General features: G+C 61.3%; 22 protein-coding genes. 14 read left to right on the top strand and 8 right to left on the bottom strand.

Annotated elements, in window-relative coordinates:
* The coding region (rapA, locus tag NH398_RS16425) for an RNA polymerase-associated protein RapA (RefSeq protein ID WP_253019287.1) at positions 1-1,748 on the top strand (1,748 nt) is incomplete at its 5' end.
* Positions 1,749-1,764: 16 nt separating this feature from the next.
* On the opposite strand, the gene NH398_RS16420 is transcribed toward rapA, so the two are convergent.
* Positions 1,765-2,667 (bottom strand): TIGR01777 family oxidoreductase, encoded by a 903-nt coding sequence (locus tag NH398_RS16420; protein ID WP_159340643.1) that lies wholly within the window; start codon positions 2,665-2,667, stop codon positions 1,765-1,767.
* Positions 2,668-2,836: 169 nt separating this feature from the next.
* On the opposite strand from NH398_RS16420, the gene NH398_RS16415 reads away from it, so the two are divergent.
* The 9 genes from NH398_RS16415 to NH398_RS16375 all read left to right on the top strand — a co-directional run bounded on the left by NH398_RS16415 (position 2,837) and on the right by NH398_RS16375 (position 11,777).
* A complete protein-coding gene (locus NH398_RS16415; RefSeq protein ID WP_253019286.1) occupies positions 2,837-3,901 on the top strand; it encodes an FAD-dependent oxidoreductase in 1,065 nt (354 codons plus the stop codon).
* Between the two features lie 236 nt (positions 3,902-4,137).
* The gene (locus tag NH398_RS16410) at positions 4,138-5,058 is read left to right on the top strand and encodes a MerR family transcriptional regulator (protein ID WP_174788514.1); all 921 of its coding nucleotides are present in this window, start codon (positions 4,138-4,140) and stop codon (positions 5,056-5,058) included.
* Between the two features lie 33 nt (positions 5,059-5,091).
* Complete coding sequence (gene phrB, locus NH398_RS16405) at positions 5,092-6,504, top strand: deoxyribodipyrimidine photo-lyase (RefSeq protein ID WP_253019285.1); 1,413 nt, start codon at positions 5,092-5,094, stop codon at positions 6,502-6,504.
* Between the two features lie 101 nt (positions 6,505-6,605).
* On the top strand, positions 6,606-7,037 hold the full coding sequence (locus NH398_RS16400; RefSeq protein WP_253019291.1) for a nuclear transport factor 2 family protein: 432 nt from the start codon (positions 6,606-6,608) through the stop codon (positions 7,035-7,037).
* A 63-nt stretch (positions 7,038-7,100) separates the two neighbouring features.
* On the top strand, positions 7,101-7,886 hold the full coding sequence (locus NH398_RS16395) for an SDR family NAD(P)-dependent oxidoreductase (RefSeq protein WP_159340639.1): 786 nt from the start codon (positions 7,101-7,103) through the stop codon (positions 7,884-7,886).
* Entirely contained in the window at positions 7,883-9,232 is a 1,350-nt protein-coding gene (locus NH398_RS16390; protein WP_253019284.1) for an FAD-dependent oxidoreductase, read from the top strand. The genes NH398_RS16395 and NH398_RS16390 overlap by 4 nt, the downstream gene beginning before the upstream one ends.
* Positions 9,229-9,993, top strand: coding sequence for a DUF1365 domain-containing protein (locus NH398_RS16385; protein WP_253019283.1), 765 nt, complete (start codon positions 9,229-9,231; stop codon positions 9,991-9,993). Before NH398_RS16390 ends, NH398_RS16385 begins: the two co-directional genes overlap by 4 nt.
* On the top strand, positions 9,990-11,258 hold the full coding sequence (locus NH398_RS16380; protein ID WP_253019282.1) for a cyclopropane-fatty-acyl-phospholipid synthase family protein: 1,269 nt from the start codon (positions 9,990-9,992) through the stop codon (positions 11,256-11,258). Before NH398_RS16385 ends, NH398_RS16380 begins: the two co-directional genes overlap by 4 nt.
* Complete coding sequence (locus NH398_RS16375) at positions 11,259-11,777, top strand: DUF2878 family protein (RefSeq protein WP_253019281.1); 519 nt, start codon at positions 11,259-11,261, stop codon at positions 11,775-11,777.
* Here the strand turns inward: NH398_RS16375 and NH398_RS16370 are convergent.
* Complete coding sequence (locus NH398_RS16370; protein ID WP_159340634.1) at positions 11,774-13,612, bottom strand: GGDEF domain-containing phosphodiesterase; 1,839 nt, start codon at positions 13,610-13,612, stop codon at positions 11,774-11,776. The two genes, NH398_RS16375 and NH398_RS16370, sit on opposite strands and share 4 nt — an antisense overlap.
* Positions 13,613-13,883: 271 nt before the next feature.
* Between NH398_RS16370 and fabA the strand changes: the two genes are divergently transcribed.
* Both fabA and fabB read left to right on the top strand, forming a co-directional pair.
* Positions 13,884-14,399 (top strand): 3-hydroxyacyl-[acyl-carrier-protein] dehydratase FabA, encoded by a 516-nt coding sequence (gene fabA, locus NH398_RS16365; RefSeq protein ID WP_139527837.1) that lies wholly within the window; start codon positions 13,884-13,886, stop codon positions 14,397-14,399.
* A 12-nt stretch (positions 14,400-14,411) separates the two neighbouring features.
* Positions 14,412-15,629 carry a beta-ketoacyl-ACP synthase I gene (gene fabB / locus NH398_RS16360; RefSeq protein ID WP_159340633.1) on the top strand — a complete coding sequence of 406 codons (1,218 nt, stop codon included), beginning with the start codon at positions 14,412-14,414 and terminating at the stop codon, positions 15,627-15,629.
* 73 nt (positions 15,630-15,702) lie between these two features.
* Here the strand turns inward: fabB and NH398_RS16355 are convergent, their stop codons facing one another.
* From NH398_RS16355 to NH398_RS16340, 4 genes are all read right to left on the bottom strand, one after another.
* Positions 15,703-16,437 carry a lysophospholipid acyltransferase family protein gene (locus NH398_RS16355; RefSeq protein WP_159340632.1) on the bottom strand — a complete coding sequence of 245 codons (735 nt, stop codon included), beginning with the start codon at positions 16,435-16,437 and terminating at the stop codon, positions 15,703-15,705.
* Positions 16,434-17,327: a sugar nucleotide-binding protein gene (locus NH398_RS16350; protein ID WP_159340631.1), complete on the bottom strand. Its 894-nt coding sequence runs from the start codon at positions 17,325-17,327 to the stop codon at positions 16,434-16,436. The genes NH398_RS16355 and NH398_RS16350 overlap by 4 nt, the downstream gene beginning before the upstream one ends.
* Before the next feature lie 73 nt (positions 17,328-17,400).
* Positions 17,401-17,988, bottom strand: a complete 588-nt coding sequence (ssb, locus tag NH398_RS16345; RefSeq protein ID WP_159340630.1) for a single-stranded DNA-binding protein — start codon at positions 17,986-17,988, stop codon at positions 17,401-17,403.
* A gap of 80 nt (positions 17,989-18,068) precedes the next feature.
* Positions 18,069-19,448 carry an MFS transporter gene (locus tag NH398_RS16340; protein WP_253019280.1) on the bottom strand — a complete coding sequence of 460 codons (1,380 nt, stop codon included), beginning with the start codon at positions 19,446-19,448 and terminating at the stop codon, positions 18,069-18,071.
* Positions 19,449-19,619: 171 nt separating this feature from the next.
* Between NH398_RS16340 and uvrA the strand changes: the two genes are divergently transcribed.
* Together uvrA and NH398_RS16330 are read left to right on the top strand one after the other, a co-directional pair.
* Entirely contained in the window at positions 19,620-22,469 is a 2,850-nt protein-coding gene (gene uvrA / locus NH398_RS16335; RefSeq protein WP_159340628.1) for an excinuclease ABC subunit UvrA, read from the top strand.
* A 123-nt stretch (positions 22,470-22,592) separates the two neighbouring features.
* Entirely contained in the window at positions 22,593-23,330 is a 738-nt protein-coding gene (locus NH398_RS16330) for a Crp/Fnr family transcriptional regulator (protein ID WP_159340627.1), read from the top strand.
* Between the two features lie 52 nt (positions 23,331-23,382).
* On the opposite strand, the gene NH398_RS16325 is transcribed toward NH398_RS16330, so the two are convergent.
* Positions 23,383-24,132: a ribonucleoside-diphosphate reductase gene (locus tag NH398_RS16325; RefSeq protein ID WP_253019279.1), complete on the bottom strand. Its 750-nt coding sequence runs from the start codon at positions 24,130-24,132 to the stop codon at positions 23,383-23,385.
* Between the two features lie 48 nt (positions 24,133-24,180).
* Positions 24,181-26,292, bottom strand: coding sequence for an adenosylcobalamin-dependent ribonucleoside-diphosphate reductase (locus NH398_RS16320; protein WP_253019278.1), 2,112 nt, complete (start codon positions 26,290-26,292; stop codon positions 24,181-24,183).
* Between the last annotated feature and the right edge of the window lie 86 nt (positions 26,293-26,378).

Genomic DNA, 26,378 nt, shown 5'->3' with positions numbered 1-26,378 from the left:
AGCTGCGCGACGCGTTGCTCGACCGCCATGGCACCGGCCGCGTGATGTTCCGCAACAGCCGCCGCCATGTGGGCGGCTTCCCTGAGCGCCGCCTGCACCTGGCCGAGCTGGAGCTGCCGTCGGCTTACCGCCGCGTGTTGCGCCGCCTGGAGCGCGACGACGACTACCTGGACGAGCTGCTGATCGAAACCGGCATGGACCACCCGGACGTGCTGATCTACCCGGATGCCATGTATCGGGAGCTCAGCAACGACCCGTTGAATACCGAGTCCTGGTGGCATATCGACCCACGCGTCAACTGGCTGCTCGAAAAGCTCAGCGACGACAGCGAGACGGGCTTTGCCAACGACAAAGTACTGGTCATTGCCCACCACCGTGAAACGGCGGAAGGGCTCGCCGAGGGCTTGCGGGTATTAGGCGGCTACCACGCGCCGGTCTTCCACGAAGGGCTGTCGCTCGTCGAGCGCGACCGAGCCGCCGCCGCGTTTGCCGATGAAGAGGATGGCTGCCAGGTCTTGGTGTGTTCTGAGATTGGCTCCGAAGGGCGTAACTTCCAATTCTGCCGCCACCTGGTGATGGTCGACATGCCGCAACATCCCGACCAGCTTGAACAGCGCATCGGCCGCCTGGACCGGATCGGCCAGCGCCACGCCATCGAGCTGCACGTGCCCAACTTCACCGGCAGCCCCGGCGAGCGTCTGATGCGCTGGTACCACGAGGGCATGGACGCCTTCAGCGCGCCTCACGGCATTGGCAGCGACCTGTTCGACGCCTTTGGCGATGCCTTGGCCGATGCGCTGCTCGACGATGAGATGCTCGACGAGATCATCGAAGAGACTCGGGAGATGTTCACCGCCAAGCTCGCCGAACGGGACGCGGGCCGCAACCGCCTGCTGGAACTCAACGCCTGCCGCCCCGGTCGAGCGCAGCAGGTGATCGATGCCGTGCGCGAGCTGGACGAGGATCCGGCGCTGCCTCGCTACGTGGAGCGCGCGCTGGATATCTTCGGGGTCGACAGCCAGGAGATCGGCAACGGTCTGCTGCACCTTCAGCCCAGTCAGCACATGCTGGATGGCCTGCCCGGGTTGGTCAAAGGCGAAGAGGGCTTCTCTGCCACTTACAGTCGCGCCCAGGCACTGGCGCGGGATGACGTACAGCGACTCTCCTGGGAGCATCCGCTGGTGCGCGAAATGATGGGCCGGGTCCTTGATGGTACCATGGGCAATACCGCGCTGGCGCTGCTACGCCACCCGGCGATTCCCAGCGGGCGTCTGATGGCCGAACTGGTGTTTCGCACCCACTGCCCGGCCCCCAAATCGCTGCACCTGAACCGCTTCTTGCCGCCCACCGCCGTACGCGTACTGCTGGATGAATCGGGCGCTAACCTGACCAGCAAGATCTCCTTCACCGGGTTGGGCAAAAACCTGCAGAAGGTGAATAAATCGCTGGCGCGGGATTTGATCAAGAGCCGCCACGATCAGCTTCGTGAACTGCTCACCCAAGGGGAAGGCGAAGCCGAGCGTGAACTACCGAGTATCGTGGAAGCCGCAGAAACTCGCATGCGCGCCCAGCTGGACGCCGAGCTGGCCCGCCTGACGGCGCTGGCGGAGCACAATCCGGCGGTGCGCAGCGAAGAGCTGGAAGCGCTGACACAGGAGCGTCAGGCACTGAGCAGCGCCATCGAAAACACCCGCCTGCGACTCGACTCGGTGCGGGTGATCATCACCGTCGATCCCAACGCGAACTAACGCTCGCCACTGGCGGCTAGAGGATGGCCGCCAGCGCTTTCGAAAGCGTTGGGTACTGGAACTCGAAGCCCGCTTCGCGTAGCCGCGCGGGGCGCATGTCTGCCCCGGTCAACAGCAGCTGCGACATCTCCCCAAAGCCCGCTTTCAGCACGAACGCGGGCACCGGAAACATGGCCGGACGATGCAACTGCTTGGCCAGCGTCTGAGTGAATTCCGCGTTGGTCACCGGATGCGGAGCACTGCCGTTGAATGCTCCAGAGAGTGCCGGCTGGTTGATCAAGTAGATGATCGCCGCCACCAAGTCGTCCCGATGAATCCAGGGCATGAACTGGGTGCCATCGCCAAACCGCCCGCCTACACCTAACTTGAACGGTGGTAGCATTTTTTGCAGCGTGCCACCGCCCGCCTCGAGCACTAACCCAATGCGTAGAATGGCTAGCCGGATGCCCATGGCCTCCACGGGCTTGGCCGCCGCTTCCCACTGCGCGCACAGCCGATGGGCGAACTCGTCATGGGGAGGTGTGGACTCATCCACCACCTTGTCCCCCTGATCGCCGTAATAGCCCATCGCCGAACCGCTCACCATCACGCTCGGCAGCGGCTGGCCGTTGGCCGCGAGCTGCTCACACAGGGCGATGAGCTGCTGAGTACTCTCGACCCGTGAACGGATCAGCCGCTCTTTCTGCTCGGCGCTCCAGCGCTTTGCCGCGATGGATTCTCCAGCCAAGTTCACCAGCGCGTCCGGCGGCGTATCCACGAAGGCTTGCGCGCTATCGCGGATGTCGCACGCCTTGGGCAGCCTGCTGCGCACCTTTTGGGGCGTTCGAGACACCACCTGAACCTCATGCCCCTGGGCGATGAGCTGTTGACAGAGCCGCTGGCCTACGAAGCCGCTGCCCCCGGTGATCAATACCCGCATGGTGTCACTCCTTTGCCGTTAAACGTGGTGTGCACGAGAATCCGCCGACGGCGGTGGCGACACGATCCACTCGACCGCTCGTACACATTGCAACCTGTTTAATTGTACGATATTTATACACAACTGCTACAATCAATTTAGACAAGCACTGCTGATACCGTGAGGATGTATGGCTGAACCGGCGAACGAGACCTTCTCTTCTGCGGCCGCGCAACGCGTGGCGATTATTGGTGCCGGGCTATCCGGGTTAGCCTGCGCTCATCGACTGGCACAGCAGGGTGTCAATGTTCAGCTATTTGATAAAGCACGCGGTCCTGGCGGGCGAATGTCGAGTAAACAGCGCCCCTCTGCCACGCTCGATTTAGGCGCTCAGGCCTTTACCGTTCGCGATGCACGCTTTGCGAGCAAAGTTGCCGAGTGGCAAGCCGCTGGCTGTGTCGCTATGTGGCCAGTACACAGCTATCAGGCTAGTGCATCCGGCTGGCAAACACACGATGACGGCCAGGTGCGCTACTGTGGAGCACCGCGCATGAGCGCGATTACCCGCCACCTCGCCGATGGGCTTAACGCTTTTCCCCATGCGGCGCTCTTATTGGAAACGACCATTACAGCACTAGAGAGCACGCCCCAGGGGTGGCAGCTTCGCGATGCCAACGACCACCAGTACGGGACGTTCGACCGTGTGGTGATCAGCGCCCCACCCCCTCAAGCAAAAGCGCTGCTGGCCGACTGGGAACCGATGCTGTCCGACGCCTGCGATGCACGACCACAGCGGGGCTGCTGGACGGCATGGGCGATCGTCGATGCTCCTCTACCGCCCCCGCCGGGCGTCGATGCCGATTGGCAGAGTCTGCATGTCCAGCATCCAGCGCTACGCTTGGTGTCTCGTAATCACACCAAGCCGGGGAGAGAGCACCAGCCGGAAAGTTTGAGCCTGCTGGCCCAGCTCGACTGGAGCGACGCGCATATCGAGGAGACGCCGGAAGCAGCGGCGCAGCAGTTATGGGAGGCCTTCATCACGACGCTGCCCCCCGACACCGCGCTCCCCCCCCTCGTGGAGCTAGGCGCCCACCGATGGCGCTATGCCCAACCCGCCTCGGCGGGAAGCCAGTCGTTCTTATACAGCAAGTGCGGTTTAGCGCTGTGCGGCGACAGCTTTCGCGGCAGCCGAGTCGAGGATGCCTGGCTCTCTGGCGATGAGCTGGGAGAGGCGTTATTAGGCCGGTCGGTCTAATGTCAGCCAAGGCAGTGATGCACTTACCTGGACACAGCAAAGGTTGTACCCAGTGGCTACAAGTTGTACAAAGGTGCCTATAATAGCGTGATCCTATCTAACCGATTAGGTGCTCTTCGACGACGCGCTATACGACTACGTGACCTGGCGCCGAGCTGGCGCAACAACGCGGTCATCGCAATTATTGACAGACCCCTGCAGCGCTCGCTGCAGGCAACCAAGAGGCAATGGCGCCCATGAGCAACAAGGCGACCCACCCACCCGATACCCCGCTCTATCCGATTCGGGAAGTTTCCCGCTTAACGGGTGTGAACTCGGTCACCCTGCGCGCCTGGGAGCGACGCTACGGATTGATTCGCCCGCAGCGCACGCCCAAGGGCCACCGACTCTACGCCCAGGACGACATCAGCCGCATCGAGCGTATTTTGCAGTGGCTCAACCGCGGCGTGCCGGTCAGCCAAGTGGCCGACCTGCTCGATCAGCCCGAAACGGTCGAGACCCCCGCTCCCAACGCCGGTGACTGGGCCAGCCAGCGCCAACAGCTGCAGGCGGTGATCGAAGCCGTCGACCTGCCCAAGCTGGAAGCGCTGTATCATCAGAGCCTGGCGCTTTACCCGCTGAGCGTGGCGATCAACGAACTTTGGCAGCCCGTCATCCTGACCCTGGAAGCCAAATGGGCCGCGCAGCCAGATGACCTGGTACGTCGTACGTTCGAAGCTTTTTTACGTAGCCAAGTCGGCATTCGTTTGCACTACGCGAACCAAGCGACCCGTGGCCCACTGATCCTGCTCAGCGCCATGCCCGACGATCCAGGCCCGCTGTGGGTGCTGATGTGTGCGCTCATGGCCAGCGAACAGGGTTACCGCGTGCAGCTCTTCGACCACTCGCTGTCCCTCGACGATTTGCCGCAAGCGGTGTCTCGCCTGCACTCGTCGATGGTGTTGCTCTCCAGCGGCCAGCGAGAGAGCGATCAATATATTCGGGTCGATTTACCCAAAGCGGCCGACGCCCTGGGCGTGCCTATCGGCGTTTGCGGCGAAGTCGCGCGGCTACGCGAGAACGACCTCCGAGACGGTGCCGTTCACATGTTGGGTGACGACCTTCCCCAAGCGATTGCCCGCCTGCGCCCACTGCTGCGGGAATCCGGCATTCTGTGAGCGTAGGCCAACCGGCCCACTTAAGGAGTTTGCATGAGCTTGCAGCTTGTTTGGTTCCGCAGCGATCTTCGTATTCATGACAATTCCGCACTGGCCGCTGCGGCCGCCAAAGGGCCGGTCGTGGCGGTTTTTTTGCGCAGCATTGAGCAGTGGCGCGACCACGGTCACGGCGCCAACAAACTCGATTTTTGGGCGCGCGGCGTTAGCGCGCTGAAGGCGTCGCTCAATGGCTTGAACATCCCGCTGCTGCACCGCGATATCGAGCGCTACGACGACGCTCCTCAAGCGTTGCTGGAGATTGCCCGGGACTACGGCGTCAAACAGCTTCACTTCAACTACGAGTATCCGCTGAACGAACAGCGCCGCGATCAGGCGGTGCTGGACGCCTTTCAGCAGGCAGAGATAGACGCTCAAGGGCACCACGACGCCGTTGCCTTTGCCCCAGGCAGCTTGCTGACCGGCAAAGGCGATTACTACGGGGTGTTTACGCCCTTTTCGAAAGCGTGGCACAAACAGGTAACGGCAGAGCAGCTTGCCCTGCGTGACACGCCTAAGGCGCAGTCGCCCCTCGACATCCCAAGCGACGCGCTTCCGTCACTGCCTGCGCTCGACGACGCGCCGCTGGATGGCCGCCAGTGGCCCGCAGGTGAGAATGCCGCCAGCGACAACTTGGAGCGTTTTCTGCGTTTTCGCGGGCGGCACTACAAAGAGCAGCGCGATTTCCCCAAGGTACGGGGCACCAGCGAGCTGTCACCCTATTTAGCACTAGGGATGATCTCTCACCGCCAGTGCCTGCAAGCGGTCATGAGCGAAAACGGTGGGCACCTGGCCGACGGCGATGCTGGCTTGACGGCTTGGGTGAACGAGCTGGTCTGGCGGGAGTTTTATCAGCACGTCGCGGTCGGCTTTCCCCAAGTATGTCGCTATCAACCGTTTCAAGAGCACACCCAGCAGCTCCAATGGCGCGATGACGACGATGGGTTTGCCGCTTGGTGCGAGGGTCGCACCGGCTACCCTATCGTGGATGCCGCCATGCGCCAGCTCGTGTCGACCGGCTGGATGCACAATCGTCTGCGCATGATTACGGCGATGTTCCTGAGCAAACACCTGCTGATCGACTGGCGACGTGGCGAAGCCTTTTTCATGCGCCACTTGGTCGATGGCGAGTTTTGCGCCAATAACGGTGGCTGGCAGTGGGCCGCCTCGACGGGGACCGATGCGGCGCCGTACTTCCGCATTTTCAACCCGACGACCCAATCGACCCGCTTCGACCCCAATGGCGACTTCATCGCCCAGTGGCTGCCCGAGCTCGCATCGCTGCCAGCCAAAGCGCGCCATGCGCCGCCTCACGACATGCTCAACCCCATCGACTACCCGGCGCCCATCGTCGACCATAAAGCGGCGCGCCAACGGGCGCTCGACGCTTTCAAAGCGCTCTCCAAGTAACGCGCCTGACGCCTCTCCCCATAGCGGCACTGCGCCGCTATGCTCCTTAACGACGCACCTTTCCTCTTCCATGCCGTCTTACCACTTGTAAGGAGTGTGTGATGACCAACGACACAGCTTTGGCCAACTTTTGCGCCTTCTTCAATAAACTAGACAACACCTGTACAGAAAAACTATACGAGGTATATACTGAGGAGGTTGTTTTCAACGATCCGCTACATCACATTGAAGGTCGCGAGGCGCTGGAGCGCTACTTCGCCACCATGTACGAGAACGTTGAGCGCTGCCATTTCACTTTTCACACGCAGCAACAGCAGGGAAACCAAGCCTTCGTAACGTGGACCATGGAGTTCGTTCACCCCCGCTTGGCCCGCGGCAAGCCGGTAAGCGTGGAGGGCTGCAGCGCGCTCACGTTTGCTGACGACGGAAAAGTGGCGCGTCACCGCGACTATTTCGACGCCGGGGCCATGCTCTACGAGCACCTTCCCGTCATGGGGCGTGTCATACGCTGGTTAAAGCAGCGCCTTGGTTGAATCGTGTGACCTCGTTGATCTGCACGCAGGCTGCGTGCTAACAGGCCGCTACAGGAGAGCAGGATGAGCACATGGAAAACGCCCCAACGCATCTGGTTAACCGGCGCGACGTCCGGCATTGGTGAAGCGCTGGCCAAGCAGCTGATCGAGCAAGGCCATCGCGTCGTCTTGAGCGCTCGCAATGAAGAGGCGCTGCACAAACTGTGCGATGGCCATGACAACGCCTACCCGTTGCCGCTGGATGTCAGCGACCATCAAGCCGTCCTCGCTGCGGGTGAGCAGATTCGCGAGTGGCTCGGCGCGTTGGACGTTGCGTTGTTCAATGCGGGCACCTGCGAATACCTCGATGCACGTCACTTCGATATGGCACTCGTCGAGCGGGTCTTCACTCCGAACCTATTTGGCACGCTGTACGGCGTCGACGCCGCTCTACCGCTGCTACGTGCCGCTCGTAAGGAAGGCAAGCCCGCCCGCTTGGCCGCCACCTCGAGCGCGTCGGCCTACCTGCCGCTGCCCCGCGCGGAGGCGTATGGCGCGTCGAAAGCAGCGGTCAGCTACTTCTTGGAGTCTCTGCGACTCGACCTGCACCAGGAGGGCATCGACGTGAGCTTGATTCATCCTGGCTTCGTCAAAACGCCACTCACCGACCGCAACGATTTTCCCATGCCCATGCAGGTTACCGCCGACGAAGCTGCGAAGGCGATCATTGCAGGGCTGGCCAAAGGCCGCCTGGATATTCATTTTCCACGGCGGTTTACCTATATCGTCAAATGTTTGGGAATTTTACCCCCCGCTCTGCGGCGGTGGATCGGCCTGCGCATGACGCGGCAAACCAAGGAGTCTCCATGAGCGTCACAGCGTCACAGCGCATCGCGGTTATTGGCAGCGGCATCAGCGGGATGGCTGCCGGGTGGTACCTCTCCTCACAGCACGAGGTGACCCTGTTCGAAGCCGATAGTCGACTAGGGGGCCATACGGCCACCATGGACGTTGAGGTCAACGGCGTCCCTTACGCCATCGATACCGGCTTCATCGTCTTCAATGACTGGACCTACCCCCACTTCCAACGCCTATTGGCTACCCTTGGCGTGCCCAGCCAAGCCACCGAGATGAGTTTCTCGGTGCATGAAACGGACGTCGATTTCGAGTACAACGGCCACACGTTGGCATCGCTTTTCGCCCAGCGCCGCAACCTGCTCAATCCTTCGTTCTATCGTCTGCTGCGCGACATCTTGCGCTTCAACAAGCAGGCCACCGCCGATCTGGAAAGCAAACGACTGCCCGCAGACATGACGTTGGGCGAGTACCTGGACCAACACGGCTACGGCGAAGCGTTTCAGCGTCGTTACTTGCTGCCCATGGGGGCCGCTATTTGGTCGGCGAGCATTGGTGACCTGCGCGCTTTCCCGCTGACGTTTTTCGTACGCTTTTTCCGCAACCACGGGCTACTGTCGGTGAATCATCGCCCCCAGTGGTACACCCTCGTGGGCGGCTCCAAACGCTATATACCCAGCTTGACCGCGCCCTATGCGTCGCGCATCCGTCTCAATACCCCGGTGACCCACATTACCCGAAGCGACACGGGCGTCGTGGTGACCACGCCCCAGGGCAGCGAACGTTTCGACCAGGTCGTATTGGCGTGCCACGCCGACCAAGCCCTGGCCATGTTAGGGGATGCCTCGGCTGCCGAGCGCGAGATCCTAAGCGCAATGCCCTACCAGGACAACGAGGTGGTGCTGCACACCGACACCTCCCTGCTGCCCCGCCGCCAACGCGCGTGGGCAAGCTGGAATTATCGGCTGGATGGTCGCGGTGCCGATGAGCGGGTATCGGTGACCTACAACATGAATATCCTGCAGCGCTTAGAGGCAGACACGACGTTTTGCGTCTCGCTGAACGACTCCGACAGCATCGACCCGGCCAAGGTGCTGGGCCGCTATGTCTATGCACACCCACAGTTCACGCTGGCAGGCCAGGCCGCCCAAATGCGCCACGAAGAGATCTCATCGGTGGCGCGGCGCACCCACTTCTGCGGTGCTTACTGGCGCAACGGCTTTCATGAAGACGGCGTCTGGAGCGCGCTGCGCGTGGCACAGGCGCTGGGCTGTGACGAAGCCGCCGAGCCGCCCACCACGCCGACGGCGCTGCCCGCCCATGAGTTGATGCCCAACAGCGTTGGGGAGGGGTTGGGATGATTGCTGCGCCGCGCTCGCGCATCTATCGCGGTACGCTCCGCCACCGCCGCTTTACGCCCAAGACGCATACGTTTAGCTATCAGGTGTGGATGGCGTGGCTCGATCTCGACGAGCTCCCCACGCTCTTCGACGGCGTGCCGGGGTTTAGCGCGCGACGCCCGGCGTTGGCACGTTTTCGCCGCGAGGATTATCTGGCCCCCACGGATCGCCCGCTGCGCACTGCCGTGCGGGAGGAGTTGACGCGCCAGCTTGGCAGCGCCCCTAACGGGCGCATTTGCATGCTGACCCAGCTGCGTACGCTCGGCACGATGTTCAATCCCATCACCGTTTACTATGCCTACGACGAACATGGCCGCTTGGCAGCGGTGCTCGGCGAGGTCACCAACATGCCCTGGCGCGAGCGCACCTGTTACGCCTGCCATGTCGAGACCGACCGCCACGCGCATCAGGCAAGCTTTGCCAAAGCCATGCACGTCTCCCCCTTCAATCCCATGGAGATGACCTATCGCTGGAAATTCAATGCGCCCGGCGATCAGCTCTATCTACATATGGAAAACTGGCAGCACGAGCAGCGCCATTTCGACGCCACTCTCACGCTCGACGCAGCCCCCGCTACGCGCGGCGTGCTGCTGGCCACCCTCGCCAAGCACCCTTGGATGAGTCTGAAAACGGTCGCGGGAATCCATTTTGAAGCGCTTCGCCTGTGGCTCAAGCGCGTCCCCGTTTATAACCACCCTAAGCGCAAGGAGACTTCAAAGTGACCACCCTGCGTACCACACCTCCCAGTAGTCAGCCCGCCCGCCAAGATCGCTTTACCCGCTGGTTAAAGCCTCGTTTGCTGGCCCAGTTGGACGCGTTTCGCGGCGGACATATCACGCTGATTGAAGGCAACCAGTGCCATCACCTGGGCCAAGAAGGCCCGCTGCAGGTCACCGTGGTGATTCGCCACTCTCGCGCCTGGAAGCGGCTCGCCTTTGGCGGCACCGTGGGCGCTGCGGAATCCTACATGGATGGCGACTGGGATGCCGATGACTTGGTGGCCTTGGTGCGCCTGTTTGCGGCCAACCTAGAGCACGTCAATGGCAAGATGGAGAACGGCAGCGCCCGTTTCACCCGCTGGTTGCTGGGCCTGGCTTACCGCTTCCAGCGCAACAGCCTGTCCGGTTCCAAGCGCAATATCGCCGCCCATTACGACATTGGTAACGACCTCTTTGCGACGTTCCTGGATAAACGCCACTGGATGTACTCCAGCGCCGTCTTCCCCTACCCGGAAGCCAGTTTGGAAGAGGCCTCGACCTACAAACTCGACATCATGCTCGAGAAGTTGGACGTTCGCCCCGAGCATCATTTGCTGGAGATCGGCACGGGCTGGGGCGGGCTGGCCATTCATGCCGCCAAGACACGCGGCTGCCGGGTGACCACCACGACGATTTCCGAGGAGCAGCATGCACATACGGCCCAGCGCATCAAAGAAGAGGGCCTGGAAGACAAGATTACGTTGCTAAAGCAGGATTATCGGGAACTCACCGGGCGCTTTGACCGCTTGATCTCGGTGGAAATGATCGAGGCCGTGGGGCACCAGTACCTCAACACGTATCTCGAAAAGGTCGATAGCCTGCTGACCGACGATGGTCAGGCGATGCTGCAAGCGATCACCATTCGCGACCAGCGCTTCGAAGAAGCCAAGCGCGATATGGACTTCATCAAACGCTACATTTTCCCCGGCGGCTTTTTGCCCTCCCACCACGCCATGCTGTCTGGCGTGATGCGCAAAACGTCCCTCAACGTGGTGGCGCTCGATGAGATCGGCCAGCACTACGCACGGACGCTGCGGGAGTGGCGGCACCGTTTCGAGGCGAGCCTCGATCAGGTCCGCAGCCAAGGCTACGACGAGCGCTTTATCCGCATGTGGCGCTACTACCTGTGCTACTGCGAGGGGGGCTTCATCGAGCGCTCCATTGGCACCTGCCACCTACTGCTGGCAAAGCCTGCTGCAAAACCGGTACCGCTGACGGGAGCCCTGTAAATGGCATCGCCCTCCCCACAGCCCGTGCGCGCGTTGCTGTTCAACGCGCTGCGCTTCGAGGCAGGCTGGACGCTATGCGTGCTGGGCGGCTCTTGGGTCGCTGCGGCCACGGGGGTGGCACTGCTGGGCTGGCACTTTTGGCACTGGGCCAGACCCGGCGAATGGCGCTTCATCGGCTTGTTTGCCCTGCTAGGGCTGGTGCTGGACGGCGGGCTGCACTTGGCGGGCGGTTTCGATTTTGGTGACCAAGCGCTCGTCGCGGGCCTGCTGCCCCTATGGCTGTGGATGCTGTGGCCGCTGTTCGCCACGCTGGTGTTTCACTCGTTGGCCTGGCTGTGGCGCTATCCGCTCGTCGCCGCTGCCTGCGGTGCCATCAGCGGACCGCTCTCTTACCTGGGTGGGGCAGCGTTGGCCAACGTGAGTTTGGCGCCGTGGCTACTACCCGTGCAGGCAGTCATCTGGGCAGCGCTCTGTCTGGGTATTTGCCGTTACGCTGGGCGAGTCATCACGACGCGTTAGTGGGCACCTTCTGCCAGTGCGACGGGCGACCAGCGCTGCTCTAGCTCGGCAGCGGGTAACGGCTTGGCAAAGTAGAATCCCTGCACCAGCGTACAGCCCGCGTTGACCAGGAACTGGCACTGGGCTTGCGTTTCGACGCCCTCCGCGACGACTTCCAACCCCATCCCCTCGGCCATGGCCAAGACCGCCGTTACGATCGCCGCATCCGCCTGATCGTTGGGAAGCTCGCGAATGAAGGCACGGTCCAGCTTGATCTTATCCACCGGCAGCCGCTTCAAGTAACCTAAGGATGAGTAGCCGGTGCCGAAATCGTCGATGGCAATGGCGTAACCAAGCTCTCGGAGCGCCTGCAGGCGCGGCCCCATATCACCGGCCCGCTCATCCAGCAGCACCGATTCGGTCAGCTCCAGACCAATTTGTGACGGTTTGAGCTGATAGCGCTCCAGGCAGGTCGCCAGCTGAGTTTCCAGATCGCCCTGAAAGAGCTGTAGCGCGGAGATATTGATCCACACGGTCACCTTGGGCATACCGCTGTTTTGCCAGTGCGCCTGTTGAGCGCATGCTTTCTCGATCACCCAACTGCCCAGCTCGGCCATCAGGCCATGGCGCTCCGCCAGTGGAATGAACTCGCCCGGTGAAACCATACCATCTTGAGGGTGACGCCAGCGCAGCAGTGCCTCCATGCCCATCAGCTCACCGCTGCCAGGATGGTGCTGGGTCTGGTAGTGAAGCTCTAGCTGGTCACCGGAGATCAGTGCGGCGCGCAGGTCACTGACCAGCGCAAGCTGGGGGTTATCCTGCTTATCCAGCGCTGGGCGAAAGCGCTGGCTATGGTTGCGACCCAATCGTTTAGCACTGTACAGCGCGGACTCCAGCCGCTGGAACAGCACGCCGGAATCGCGGCCATCCTCGGGAGCGCGACAGCTACCGATGGTCAATCCTAAACGCAGCGACTGATCGTTGATCTCGAACGGACTGCACATGTGGTCACGCAGGGTCATGATCCACTGATCATGATCATCGAAGGTGGTGGTGCGAATCACCAAGAACTCATCGCCCCCCAGGCGGCCGACGACGCTGCCCGCCATGTAGCTGGTAAGCCGCTGAGCAAAGCGCGCCAACAGACGGTCGCCCTGCTCGACGCCCAAGCTGTCGTTGACCGATTTCAGACCATCGATGTCGATCAGCGCCATATCCAGACTCTCGCCGGCGCGCAAGTGACGAAGCCGTGAGGACATCAAATCGTGCAGGCGGCGTCGGTTAGGCAGGCCGGTCAGGGGGTCTTCGTAGCCAATGCGGCGCAGGTCGCGCTCGCGGGCTTTTTGCGCGGAAATATCGGTGAACAGGCTGATGAAGTGGGTGATCTTGCCGCGTTTGTCGGTCACCGCGCGAACCTTGAGCCACTCTGGGTACTCGTCGCCATGTTTACGACGGTTCCACATCTCCCCTTCCCACCGCCCGGTGGCTTTCAGGGTGCTCCAGAAACTTTGGTAGAAGGCTTTGTCGTGACGCTGTGCGGCCAGGGTTTCGAGCTTGCGGCCGACCATCTCCTGGCTCTCGTAGCCGGTAATGTCGGTAAAGGCGGGATTGACGGCTAACACACGGTTCTGCACATCGCTGATGACCATGGCATCCCCTGCCAGCCCCATAGCGTCTTGGGCAAGCTTCAAACGCAAGCGCTGTTGACGCACCTGGTGCCAAGCGTCCCACAACCCCAACGCCACCAGGCTGGCGGCCACCATGCGCAGCGCAGTATCGGGAATCCATACACATGCAGGCAGCGCCATGAGCGCCACCCAAACCAGCGGACGATTAAGAGAAACAGGCAGCCACATGGCGGTTCTTGTTGTCCTATCAGCAGTCACTACAAAACATCACGTGGACGACATCATGCCGCCTAACCAAAAACTTGGATAGAGCATATTACGTCAATAGGCCGTTTATTGTGCGAATTCGCCTCGACGATTGTCACAATAACGTCATTTGCTTTATCGGCAAGCCCTTAAAAAGGGTTAGAAAGTCACGATAAAGCGCCTGCGACGTGCATTCGGAGGTTTCGGGAAGTAGACTAGGCGCAACAACCATCTTCATACTCGGAACGATTCAGTGACCAAGCAACATTCCTTTGATCGCGAAGAACTGCTGGCCTGCTCGCGCGGCGAGCTTTTTGGCCCAGGCAATGCCCAGCTGCCAGCGCCTAACATGCTGATGCTTGATCGCATCACGCACATTCATGAAGAGGGCGGTGAGCATGGTAAGGGCGAGCTGATCGCCGAGCTGGATATCACCCCGGATCTGTGGTTTTTCGACTGTCACTTTCCCGGTGACCCGGTGATGCCCGGCTGCTTGGGTCTCGACGCGATGTGGCAGCTGGTCGGTTTCTACCTGGGCTGGCTCGGCCATCCTGGCCGTGGCCGTGCGCTAGGCTGCGGCGAAGTGAAATTCAGCGGCCAAATTTTGCCCGACGCTCAAAAAGTGACGTACCGCATCAACATGAAACGCGTCATTACCCGTCGGCTTATCCTAGGCATCGCCGACGGCACCGTGTCCGTCGACGGGCGCGATATCTACCAGGCTAATGACCTGCGCGTTGGCCTATTCACCTCCACTGCGAATTTCTAACAGGAGGCTCCCATGCGACGAGTGGTAGTCACCGGCCTTGGCATCGTGTCGTGCTTAGGCAACGACCAGCAACAGGTCTTAGACGCGCTCAAAAGCGGGCGCAGCGGTATTCGTTTCAAGGAAGAGTACGCCGAGCGCGGCTTCCGTAGCCATGTGGCAGGCAGCGTCGATATCGACCTAGACGCGTTGATCGACCGCAAACTGCGCCGCTTCATGGGCGATGCAGCGGCCTACGCCTACGTTTCGATGGCTCAGGCCATCGAAGACGCAGGCTTGACCGACGCGCAAGTGTCGAACGAGCGCACCGGCCTGATTGCCGGCTCGGGCGGCGCGTCCAGCGCCAACCAGGTCGAAGCCGCCGATGCAATGCGTGAGAAAGGCCTGCGCCGCGTTGGCCCTTACCGTGTGACCCGCACCATGGGCAGCACGGTGTCAGCCTGCTTGGCCACGCCGTTCAAAATCAAAGGCGTGAATTACTCCATCTCCTCTGCCTGTGCGACTTCCGCTCACTGCATCGGTAGCGCCATGGAGCAGATTCAGCTCGGCAAGCAGGACGTGGTCTTTGCTGGCGGTGGCGAAGAGGAGCACTGGACGCTGTCGTGCTTGTTCGACGCCATGGGCGCGCTCTCCACGCACTACAACGACACCCCGGACAAAGCCTCTCGCCCCTACGATCAGGCCCGCGACGGCTTCGTCATCGCGGGCGGTGGCGGCATGCTGGTGCTTGAAGAGCTCGAGCACGCGAAAGCGCGCGGCGCGAAGATCTACGGCGAGCTGGTAGGCTATGGTGCGACCTCCGACGGTCATGACATGGTCGCCCCTTCTGGAGAGGGTGCCATGCGCTGCATGCATCAGGCCATGGCCACGGTGCAGGGCGACATCGACTACATCAACACCCACGGCACGTCGACGCCGGTAGGCGACGTCGCCGAGCTGAAAGCGATCCGCAGCGTGTTCGGCAACTCCACGCCCGCCATGAGCTCGACCAAGTCGCTGACCGGCCACTCGCTGGGCGCTACCGGTGTCCAGGAAGCGATCTACTCGCTGCTGATGATGCAGCATAACTTCGTCGCCGCGTCTGCCAACGTCGAGACACTCGACGAGCAGGCCGACGGTTTCGACATCGTAACCCAGCGTCGCGACGACGTTACCCTCGAGCGCGTGCTTTCCAACAGCTTCGGCTTTGGCGGCACCAACGCCTGCCTGGTGTTCCAGCGTTACGACGGCTGAGGCACATCAGCAGCCATCAAAAACGGCGCCTTCGGGCGCCGTTTTTTGTGCTGCGTTCTCTGCCCCGCGCTGCTTAGCGCGCCGTGGGCCTGGGGACCTCGGAAATCTCCTGTAGCTGACCCTCGATCCAGGCTTCGACATCCGCCAACACCTCGTCCGGTGTGCGCCCTTCGGTCGCAATGGGGGCGCCAATGCGTACGCGGAGCACCCCTGGGCGCTTGACCCAGTGCCGCCCCGGCCAACGCTCACCGGCATTGTGAGCCACGGGAAGCACCGGCACACCGGCACGGCAGGCAACGACGCTACCGCTTTTGTTGTAGCGCTTGCGCACGCCAGGATCTACCCGTGTTCCCTCCGGAAAAATCAGGACGGACAACCCCGTCCCCAGGCGCTCAACGCCCTGGGTCAGCACCTGCTTCATGGCCCGGGCAGGCTTGGAGCGATCCAAACTGATCGGGCGTAGCAAACGCAGGCCCCACCCAAAGACCGGGATGCGCAGCAGCTCGCGTTTGAGCACGGTGCACACCGGCGGCTTCATCACTTGTAGAAAGACCGTCTCCCACTCGCACTGGTGATTGGCTTGAATCACGCAGGGGCCTGTCGGGATATTCTCCCGCCCTTGAATCTCGTAGCGCACGCCGCAGGCAATGCGAAACCACACCATCAGGAAGTAGTTATAAAGATTCAACAGCCGGTAGCGCGCCGCCAGTGGCAGAAACGGTGCGATGGGTAGAAAAAGCACGCCAATGAGCAGCATGGCAGTGAAATAACCTACATAAAACAGCAGGCTGCGTACCACATTGATCAAACTGACTCTCCTGTCCCAACGTCATCGGGCTGCTGGTCGCGCGTGAGGCACCAGGCATCCAGCATCCGTCCTACTTCCAACCGCCATGGCTTTTGATGAACGCCAAACACGTCCAGTACGCGGCGACAGTTCAACACGCGGCGCAGTTTGGCATCGTGATGGTGATTCAGCGCTTGAACGTCGCCGAGCGCGACCGTCTCCCCTCGCCCTTCCAAGTGCGTGGCCAGTTGGGTGCGCACCATCGACGTGAACGTGAACGCACTGACCGGCTCGGTACCTGCCAAATGGTAGGCCCCCCAAGCGTCGGCCCCGCAGGCCTGCTGCTGCAGCATGCCAATGAGCGCCATGGCGACCGCATCGGCGGACGTGGGGCAGAAGACGACATCTTCGGCGGCACGCACCGCTTGTCCGGTCACCAGGCTGTCGATGATTTCATTCAGCCAAGCGTGGCTGCCTTCTAGCGCAAACAGCGGCCCCAAACGTACGATCAGGTGGCGATGGTACTCGGCGCGAATGCGGTCGCCGGTCTGTACGAGGCGGCGTAAACACTCGTCGCGCGGAGCAGGCACGACATGCTCATCGATGGGGATATCGAATCCCTCCTCGTAGAGCTGATCGGACACGCACCATACCAGCGCCACCCCTTGGGTTTGACACGCATCCACGCAGCGATCCACGGCGTCCGCATGGGCTTTCACCTCGGCAGGGGTCATGCTCAGCGGATGCGCCAGCGGTGGAATGATCACCGCATCGGGCGCGATGGCCTGTAGCTGGCTCGGCGTGACGTCGAGGCCCTGTTCAATCACGAGCTCGGTATCGGTGCGCCGGCTCGCTTCCCGGGCGAGTGCTAAACTCAAGCAGTGCCCGGCATCCAGTATCAGCAGCTTCAAGACAGACCCTCTCCCTCAACCCAAGAACATAGCGGCTCGTGCGTCACCCCATGACGACGCAGCAAGACGCGAATTAGAACGGAATTTCGTCATCGAAATCGTCGAAATTGCCCGGATCGGGCGCGCCGTAGCTGCTGTTCTGCTGGTTGGGTGCAGGCTGCTGAGGCTGCGGGGCAGGGGCGTTACGCTGGGGAGCACCCTGCGACGGATAGCCACCCTGCTGAGGCGGTTGCTGGCCATAGTGTTGCTGCGGCGGCGCCTGCTGAGCGGGAGCCTGCTGGGCGTAGCCACCTTGCGGCGCACCGCCGCCCTGGTAATCGCCGCTGCGGCCATCGAGCATCTGCATGTCGTTGGCGACGATTTCCGTGCTGTAGCGGTCCTGACCATTCTGATCCTGCCACTTGCGCGTTTGCAGGCGGCCTTCGATGTAGACCTTCGAACCTTTTTTCAGGTACTGCTGGGCAATCTCGGCCGTCTTATTGAACAGCACCACACGGTGCCACTCGGTGCGCTCCTGGCGCTGGCCGCTCTGACGATCCATCCAAGTGTCGGAGGTGGCCAAGTTCAGGTTCGCCACGGCAGTGCCGGAGGGCGTGAAACGAACTTCCGGGTCTTGGCCCAGGTTGCCAATCAAGATTACTTTGTTAATACCGCGCGCCATAAGGTCGCTCCTCGTCATCATTCATCGTATACATTAACGGTTCACTGACTGCCCGTCACAGCATAGCCAGCGGTAAGTCGTTAGGTTCGTGGCGGTGACATCAATCTCGCCAGCGCCGCTTGGTCCAGCGCGTCCCGATTGACTTTCAAATAGACCAACCGCTCTTCGGGCACGACCATCACATCTTCCACACCGACCACGTCGGCGAGATGCTCCATCAACAGGTTCATCGCATCGGGCTGCGTCTCGTGCAGCGCTATCACTTCACTCGAGAGCGGCGGCGGCGAGGGCATGCGCCACATGGCCGCCCACCACCCCAGCGCCAGCACGGCGCAGCCGATAAAGACAGCGTTGAGCCCCCACACGTTGGCTAACAAGCCGCCCAGCGTGCCGCCCAAAAATGCGCCTAAAAACTGGCTGGTGGAGTACACCCCCATCGCCGTTCCTTTGGCGCCGGCGGGAGCCAGCTTACTGAGCATGGAAGGCAGCGTCGCCTCCAGCAAATTAAATCCGGTAAAAAACACGAACAGCCACACGAACAGCCAGTGCCCTTGGGAGAGCGGCATCCCCAGGCTCGCCAGGCTCAAGGCAATGGCCCCAATGGCCAGCAGGCACATCAGCTTCATCCGCTGACGCTTCTCCGCGACGATGACCAGCGGCACCATGGCGACGAACGACAGTGCCATTATGCCGAGATAGGCAAGCCCATGGTACTCCACCGCTACGCCAGCGTTGAGCAGGCGAAACGGAATGGCGACGAAAATGGCCATCAGCACCAGGTGCAGCGCAAAAATCGATAGATCCAGCCGCCACAGGTCTGGCCGGGTGATCACACTCTTGAACTGCTGACGGTCCAGCCCTACGTCGCGATGACGCAACCGACGCGGCGCGGGCGGTACCCAGCGCCACAGCACGACCAGCCCCACGAGCGTCAGCAGCGCGGTAAACCAAAACACCCCGGAGAGCCCGGCCCAGGCGGCCAGCCAGGGGCCAAGCACCATGGCAATGGCGAACGAGACGCCAATCGAGAGACCGATGGTGGCCATGGCGGCGGTGCGAACCTGCTCGCGGGTTTGATCGGCGAGCAGCGCCATGATGGCGGCAGCTACGGCGCCGCCGCCCTGCAGCGCGCGCCCGGCGATTACGCCGACAATCGTATCCGCCATCGCGGCGACCACGCTGCCGACGGCAAAGATCAAAAGCCCCATGGCAATCACGCGTTTGCGCCCGATACGATCAGAGAGCAGGCCAAACGGAATCTGCAGCGACGCTTGGGTCAGGCCATAGATGCCTAACGCTACCCCAACGAGCAGCGGCGTCGCGCCTGCCAGCGTATCGGCATAGAGCGCGAGCACCGGCAGAACCATGAAGAGTCCCAGCATACGAGACGCATAAAGGCCAGCCAAGCCGCTGATTGCACGGCGTTCAGCGGCCAGCAGCAGTGCGGAAACCTTGCGCATAGTGCCCTTGTGTATGGTGGATGGGCCAGAACGGCCTGAGGTAACCCCCCATTCTAGCGCTTTGTCATCACGCTGGAAACGCCAAGCACAGCGGCGACAGCCGAGACAGTTTTGCCGGGAAGGGTACAGCAAACGTATAATTACGCTTTTGCCACGCGATTCGAGGTGTTGATGGACAGCATTCTGGTCAGGGGTGCCCGCACCCACAACCTCAAGCAGATCGATGTGGAGCTGCCCCGTGACAAACTGATTGTCATTACCGGGCTCTCCGGCTCCGGAAAGTCATCGCTGGCGTTCGATACGCTTTACGCGGAGGGGCAGCGTCGCTACGTGGAGTCGCTCTCCACCTATGCGCGCCAGTTCCTGTCGATGATGGAAAAACCCGATGTGGATCACATCGAAGGGCTCTCTCCGGCCATCTCCATCGAGCAGAAATCCACCTCGCACAACCCCCGCTCGACGGTCGGCACGATCACCGAAATTTACGACTACCTGCGCCTGCTGTTTGCCCGCGCGGGCACACCCCGCTGCCCGGAACACGGCGAAGACTTAGAAGCCCAGACCATTTCACAGATGGTCGATCAGGTGATGAACCTCGCTGAGGGCACCAAGCTGATGCTGCTGGCCCCAGTCGTAAAAGGTCGTAAAGGGGAACACCTGCAGCTATTGAGCGAATTACGCGCCCAAGGCTTTGTACGGGTGCAAATTGATGGTCAGGTGCTCGAATTAGACGATATCGCGCCGCTGGATAAGCGTAAAAAGCATGACATCAGCGTGGTGGTCGACCGCTTCAAAGTGCGCGACGACATTGCTCAGCGACTCGCGGAGTCGTTTGAAACGGCGCTGAACCTTGCCGACGGCACGGCGATGATTCACTTCATGGACGGCGAGCAGGAAGACCTCGCCTTTTCGTCGCGCTTTGCCTGCCCGGTGTGTGGCTACTCGCTCTCCGAGCTCGAGCCGCGCATGTTCTCCTTCAACAACCCGGCGGGTGCCTGCCCGACCTGCGACGGCTTGGGCGTTCAACAATACTTCGACCCCGACAAGCTCATCAGCCACCCAGAGCTCTCTTTGGCGGAGGGTGTGATCAAGGGCTGGGATCGCCGCAACATCTACTACTTCACCCAGCTACAGGCCCTGGCCAAGCACTATCGATTCGAGCTGGAAACGCCGTGGCAGGAGCTGGCGCGCCATGAGCGTGAGATCATCCTCAACGGTAGCGGCAATGAGCAAATTCCGTTCGTGTACGTCGGGGATCGCGGCCGCAAAGTCACCCGGGAGCATGCCTTCGAAGGCGTGCTGCCCAACATGCAGCGCCGCTATCGGGAAACCGAATCCAACATGGTGCGTGACGATCTCGCCAAGTATATCGCCGTGCAGCCGTGTACCACCTGCGGCGGCTCGCGGCTGCGCAAAGAGTCGCGCCATGTGTACGTGGACGACCATAACATTGCGGATATCGTTCACCTGCCGATTGGCGACGCGTGGCGCTACTTTGCCGAGCTGGCCCTGCCGGGCCGCAAAGGCGAAATCGCCGACAAGATCGTCAACGAGATCCACGCGCGCCTAGAGTTCCTGGTCAACGTAGGTCTGGACTACCTGAACCTAGAGCGCAGCGCCGACACCCTCTCCGGCGGCGAAGCCCAGCGTATCCGCCTGGCTAGCCAGATCGGCGCAGGGCTGGTAGGCGTCATGTACATCCTGGACGAGCCCTCCATCGGCCTGCACCAACGGGATAACGATCGCCTGTTGAAAACCCTGGAGCGGCTGCGCGACCTGGGCAACACCGTGATCGTGGTCGAGCACGACGAAGACGCCATTCGCGCGGCGGACCATGTCCTGGACATTGGCCCCGGTGCCGGGGTGCACGGCGGTGAAATCGTCGCCCAAGGCACGCCGCAGCAGGTGATGGACAACCCCCACTCACTGACCGGTCAATACCTCTCCGGCACCCGCGAAATTGCCGTGCCGCCCTACCGCATTCCCGGCAACCCGGAAAAGCAGCTGGTCGTGCGCGGCGCTACGGGTAATAACTTGCAGAACGTTACCCTCAGCCTGCCGCTGGGGCTGTTCATTGCCGTGACCGGGGTCTCCGGCTCGGGCAAGTCGACGCTGATCAACGGCACGCTGATGCCCATTGCGGCCCGCGAACTCAACCGCGCCACCACCTTGACCCCGGCGCCCTACGAGAAAGTCGAAGGTCTCGATCAGCTCGATAAAGTGATCGATATCGACCAGAGCCCCATTGGCCGGACACCGCGCTCCAATCCAGCGACGTACACCGGTATTTTCACGCCCATTCGCGAGCTGTTTGCGGGAACCCAAGAGGCGCGCTCGCGGGGCTATAAGCCGGGCCGCTTCAGCTTTAACGTCAAGGGCGGGCGCTGCGAGGCGTGCCAGGGCGAAGGGATGATCAAGGTAGAGATGCACTTCCTGCCGGATATCTACGTGCCCTGCGACGTGTGTAAAGGCAAGCGCTATAACCGTGAAACGCTGGACATTCACTACAAAGGCAAGACCATCCACGAAGTGCTGGAAATGACCGTGGAAGACGCGCTGGCGTTCTTCAGCCCGGTGCCTGCCATTGCCCGCCGTCTGCAAACGCTGATGGATGTCGGCCTGTCGTACATTCGCTTGGGGCAGAGCGCGACCACGCTCTCCGGCGGCGAGGCCCAGCGGGTCAAACTGGCCCGCGAGCTGGCCAAGCGCGATACCGGTAAAACGCTCTACATTCTGGATGAGCCTACCACGGGGCTGCATTTCGAGGATATTCGTCAACTGCTCACGGTACTGCACCGCCTGCGCGACCACGGCAATACCATCGTGGTCATCGAGCACAATCTGGATGTGATCAAGACCGCGGACTGGCTGATCGACCTTGGCCCAGAAGGGGGCTCCGGAGGTGGGCAAATCATCGCCGAAGGCACCCCAGAGCAGATTGCCAAGCAGAGCGTTTCCCACACGGGGCGCTTCTTGGCTCCTCTTCTTGAGCGGGGTAACCGTGCGTCGTCCACGTCCTAAGCGGCCTCTCCCCGGCGCGAGCGCGCCGGGGAGAGTAAAAGAGCAGGCATGCCCCGCATAGACTGCTTATAGTAAGTAGCGACGCCGTTTAACAAAGGTGGATTGCATCGAGGAGAAGGACGCGTGGAACAGGATAAGAGCTGCATTATTCGCCACTTTAGCCACTACTGCACGCTGACAGACGACGAAAAGCAGTTGCTCGACTCGCTGGAAGAGAGCCCGACTGACATCAAGTCTGGCTCGCTACTTTGGGAAATGGGCGCCCCCGCCAACGAGTTTTGTACGCTGCGCAGCGGCTGGGCTTACTCTTACCGTCACCTGGAAAACGGTGATCGGCAAATTTTGGAAGTGTTTCTCCCCGGCGATATCATCGGCTTGAGGGAATTCGCCTTTTCTCAACGGCTTGAGAACGTGCGCATGATTACCGACGGGGTAGTGTGCCACTTCCCCCACAAGCGGATGTTGGAGCTGTTTCGCCAGTCGCTGCCATTGACCTCGGTGATGTTTGCCATCGGCAGTCGTCAACAGGCGCTGCTCACCGAGCGGTTGGTGAATCTCGCTCGGCGCAGCGCGCGCCAAAAAATGGCGCATTTTCTCCATGAAATGTACCTGCGCCTACGCCAAACCAATGACGATATCAGCGGGCAGTTTCGTTTACCGCTCTCCCAGGAGCAGCTGGCGGATATTCTCGGGCTGAGTCCGGTGCATGTCAGCCGCACTTTCAGTGCACTCAGCGAGGATGGACTGGTCTTCCGTGACCGCCACCACGTGTCGATTCCCGATCTCGAGGCGCTGGCCACAGAAGGAGAGTTCGATGACTGCTACCTGACCGATAACGTTCGCCCCTTATTCAATGATTGATGGCTTCACGAGGGCCTCGTCGCCCTGCTGGAGGGCGACGAGACGGGAGGCGTTAGCCGCATTTGGACCAGCCGCAACCGGCATAACAGGTAGGGCAGCCATCCATCATGATTAAGTCCCCTCGGCATTCGGGGCAGGTGCCCACGGTGGCTGGAGTGCCGCTGGCGGATGTAGGCGCGGCTGCGGCCTCATCGACGGCTGGGCGCTCGTCGGGCTGCCACGCATGGCCGTGCTGCATCCGATGGGCATAGCGAGCCACCAGCGTCTCCACCGGCACTTGGTTGCCCTCCTGATCCAAGAAACCTCGCCGATAGAGAATTTGCTGAATCGACCAGGCAATCGCCGCCACTTCCGAATCGTGAAACATCGGTTTGTTCCAGCGGTTCATTCCGCAGCGCACCAGCCCTTTGTCCCAGGCCACCTTGCGCAGGTCCGCCACGGCCTGCGTGACATAGCCACCCCGCGCAGCCAGCGATAGGCTGCGCATGGTGGCGGTGATCCACTGGTGCTCGCTGGAGAGCTGGCCCGACGGGAAGAAGAACTCTACCGGGCGCTCGATCACGACGCGCTGCCCGCCGACCACACCCTCCACGGGCATGAACGACACCAGCAAATAGACCTTCTTGCGCCCTTCGGCCCCCACGTAGGAGATCTTCTCCGACACCGCCTCCAGCGTCCCCTCTGGGCGCGATGGAATACGGACCGTCAGCGGGTCCTCTTCGGCCAACACGGGCTCAGGGGCTGGCTGCTCCGGCTGCTTGATCCGGTAACCGACAATTTTCGACGTAATTTCGACCGCCATAACGTTCTCTCCAGGTCTTTCGACAGTTCATCAAGCCAGCGTTGGCGCTTACCACTTGCCGTAGGTGCCCTCTTTCAAGGCATCGAACAGATTGGCGGCGTTATGCTCCTCACCGTCGTAAAGCACTTTTTCGTCACCCGTTAGCTCCAGCGTCTCGCCACTCTCCAGCTCGAACACGTAAGTAGTGTTCTTCAGGTCATCCTCACGCACCAGCACGCCCTGGAAAGCTTCCGGGTTGAAGCGGAAGGTAGTGCAGCCTTTCAAACGGCTCTCATACGCCTGCAAATAGAGGTCTTGGAACTGCTCGAACGGGAACTCGGTCGGCACGTTGACCGTTTTGGAAATGGCAGAATCCACCCACTGCTGTGCCGCTGCTTGTACCGCCACATGCTGCTCTGGGGACACCGAATCAGCGGTAATGAAGTAGTCCGGCAGATCGCTTTCTACCGCATCGGCAGCGATGAAGTGGCGATAGGCGGCCAGCTCGAAGGAGACCACTTCCACCTGCTCCTTGGTCTTTTTGCCGGACTGAATGATGTTGCGGAAATAGCGATGAGAGAACGACGGCTCGATACCATTCGAGGCGTTGTTACCCATGGAGAGCGAGATTGTACCCGTGGGTGCAATCGAACTGTGGTGGGTAAAGCGTGCGCCGTGTTCAGCAAGCTGTGCCACCAGCTCCGGCTCCAGCTCGGCCACTTTGGCCATGTATTGACTGTAGCGGGCGTGAAGGATGCGGCCCGGCACCTTGTCGCCTACCTCGTAACCGTCGCTGGCCAGTTGTGGGCGCTCGCGCATCATCTTGGGCGTAATGGTGTGCTCTTCTTCGAGCACTGGCGCCATGCCCTTCTCTTTAGAAAGCACCAGGGCCTGCTTCCATCCCTCTAACGCCAGATGACGGCTCACCTCTTCGGTGAAGGCCAACGACGCTTGAGAACCGTAGGGAATTTTCAGCATCGTCAGCGTCGAGCCCAGACCCAAAAAGCCCATGCCGTGGCGACGCTTGGCTTCGATTTCACGCTGCTGCTGGGGAAGCGGCAGGCCAGCAATGTCCACCACGTTATCGAGCATGCGCGTAAAGATCGCCACGACGTTGCGATAGCGCTCCCAATCAAACCGCGGCTCGGCGCCGAACGGTTCGATCACGAACTTGGTCAGGTTGACCGAGCCCAGCAGGCAAGCTCCCTCTGGCGGTAGCGGCTGCTCGCCGCAAGGGTTGGTCGCGCGGATATCTTCGCAGAACCAGTTGTTGTTCATGCGATTGACCTGATCGATCAAGATGAAGCCCGGCTCGGCGTAGTCGTAGGTGGAGGCCATGATCGTGTCCCACAGCTCGCGGGCCTTGATCACCTCGACAATACGGCAGGCCACGCGCCCCTGATCATCCACCGTGTAGCCCTCTTCTACCACCGGCCAGTCGCGGTAAATGATGTCGTCAGCGCTCACGTCCTCTTTTTCACCTGGGTGCAGCGGAAAGGCCAGCGGCCAGTCGGCGTTGTGCTTCACGGCTTCCATGAACTCGTCGGTGATCAGCAGGCTCAGATTGAACTGACGCAGCCGCCCGGCTTCGCGCTTGGCCTGAATGAACGCCCGCACGTCAGGGTGGCCCACATCGAAGGTACCCATCTGCGCACCGCGACGGCCCCCGGCAGATGCCACGGTGAAACACATCTTGTCGTAGATATCCATGAAGGCCAACGGGCCATTGGTGCCCGCGCCTGCGCCAAACACGAACGCGCCCTTATGGCGCAGAGTGGAAAAGTCGTAGCCGATCCCGGCCCCTGATTTCAGCGTCATTCCCGCATCGACCACGGAATCGAGAATATCGCGCATGGAATCCCGAATGGTGCGCGACACGGTGCAGTTGATCAGGCTGACGGCGGGCTTATAGGCTTCGGCGCCGGCATTGGAGAGAATGCGCCCGGCGGGAATGGCACCGTTCTCCAGCGCCCAGCGGAACTTGGGCAGCCACTCGTCAGCGCGATCTCCCTCGACGGCCGCCAGCGCCCGCGCTACGCGCTCGAACGTCGCCGAGACGTCCTGATCCACCGGCTGGCCATGGCGATCTTTCAACCGATATTTGGCATCCCAGATCTCTCTAGAGGGGGCCTGTAGAGGGACCTCACTGGATGTCTTCATCGCCTTGGCTGCGGTGTTCATGTCACGAAACTCCTTCACGAGGGATCAATAGCGGCTGAGAACAGCCCGATTATACGAGGCATCGCCAAGGAGTATAGACCCGACTT

Origin of the sequence: Halomonas sp. CnH100-B, assembly GCF_024124605.1 — a bacterium.
Classification (GTDB): Bacteria; Pseudomonadota; Gammaproteobacteria; order Pseudomonadales; family Halomonadaceae; genus Vreelandella.
Note: the sequence above shows the minus strand (reverse complement) of the source record. Positions and strands in the feature narration are given on the sequence as shown.

What these genes read in the sequence shown, in the direction of transcription:
- NH398_RS16420 (WP_159340643.1), bottom strand. Translation starts at nt 2,667, where the DNA reads ATGCGGGTATTGATCACCGGGGGCAGCGGCTTCGTAGGCCAGCGGCTC.
- NH398_RS16415 (WP_253019286.1), top strand. Translation starts at nt 2,837, where the DNA reads ATGGCTGAACCGGCGAACGAGACCTTCTCTTCTGCGGCCGCGCAACGC.
- NH398_RS16410 (WP_174788514.1), top strand. Translation starts at nt 4,138, where the DNA reads ATGAGCAACAAGGCGACCCACCCACCCGATACCCCGCTCTATCCGATT.
- phrB (WP_253019285.1), top strand. Translation starts at nt 5,092, where the DNA reads ATGAGCTTGCAGCTTGTTTGGTTCCGCAGCGATCTTCGTATTCATGAC.
- NH398_RS16400 (WP_253019291.1), top strand. Translation starts at nt 6,606, where the DNA reads ATGACCAACGACACAGCTTTGGCCAACTTTTGCGCCTTCTTCAATAAA.
- NH398_RS16395 (WP_159340639.1), top strand. Translation starts at nt 7,101, where the DNA reads ATGAGCACATGGAAAACGCCCCAACGCATCTGGTTAACCGGCGCGACG.
- NH398_RS16390 (WP_253019284.1), top strand. Translation starts at nt 7,883, where the DNA reads ATGAGCGTCACAGCGTCACAGCGCATCGCGGTTATTGGCAGCGGCATC.
- NH398_RS16385 (WP_253019283.1), top strand. Translation starts at nt 9,229, where the DNA reads ATGATTGCTGCGCCGCGCTCGCGCATCTATCGCGGTACGCTCCGCCAC.
- NH398_RS16375 (WP_253019281.1), top strand. Translation starts at nt 11,259, where the DNA reads ATGGCATCGCCCTCCCCACAGCCCGTGCGCGCGTTGCTGTTCAACGCG.
- NH398_RS16370 (WP_159340634.1), bottom strand. Translation starts at nt 13,612, where the DNA reads ATGTGGCTGCCTGTTTCTCTTAATCGTCCGCTGGTTTGGGTGGCGCTC.
- fabB (WP_159340633.1), top strand. Translation starts at nt 14,412, where the DNA reads ATGCGACGAGTGGTAGTCACCGGCCTTGGCATCGTGTCGTGCTTAGGC.
- ssb (WP_159340630.1), bottom strand. Translation starts at nt 17,988, where the DNA reads ATGGCGCGCGGTATTAACAAAGTAATCTTGATTGGCAACCTGGGCCAA.
- NH398_RS16340 (WP_253019280.1), bottom strand. Translation starts at nt 19,448, where the DNA reads ATGCGCAAGGTTTCCGCACTGCTGCTGGCCGCTGAACGCCGTGCAATC.
- uvrA (WP_159340628.1), top strand. Translation starts at nt 19,620, where the DNA reads ATGGACAGCATTCTGGTCAGGGGTGCCCGCACCCACAACCTCAAGCAG.
- NH398_RS16325 (WP_253019279.1), bottom strand. Translation starts at nt 24,132, where the DNA reads ATGGCGGTCGAAATTACGTCGAAAATTGTCGGTTACCGGATCAAGCAG.
- NH398_RS16320 (WP_253019278.1), bottom strand. Translation starts at nt 26,292, where the DNA reads ATGAACACCGCAGCCAAGGCGATGAAGACATCCAGTGAGGTCCCTCTA.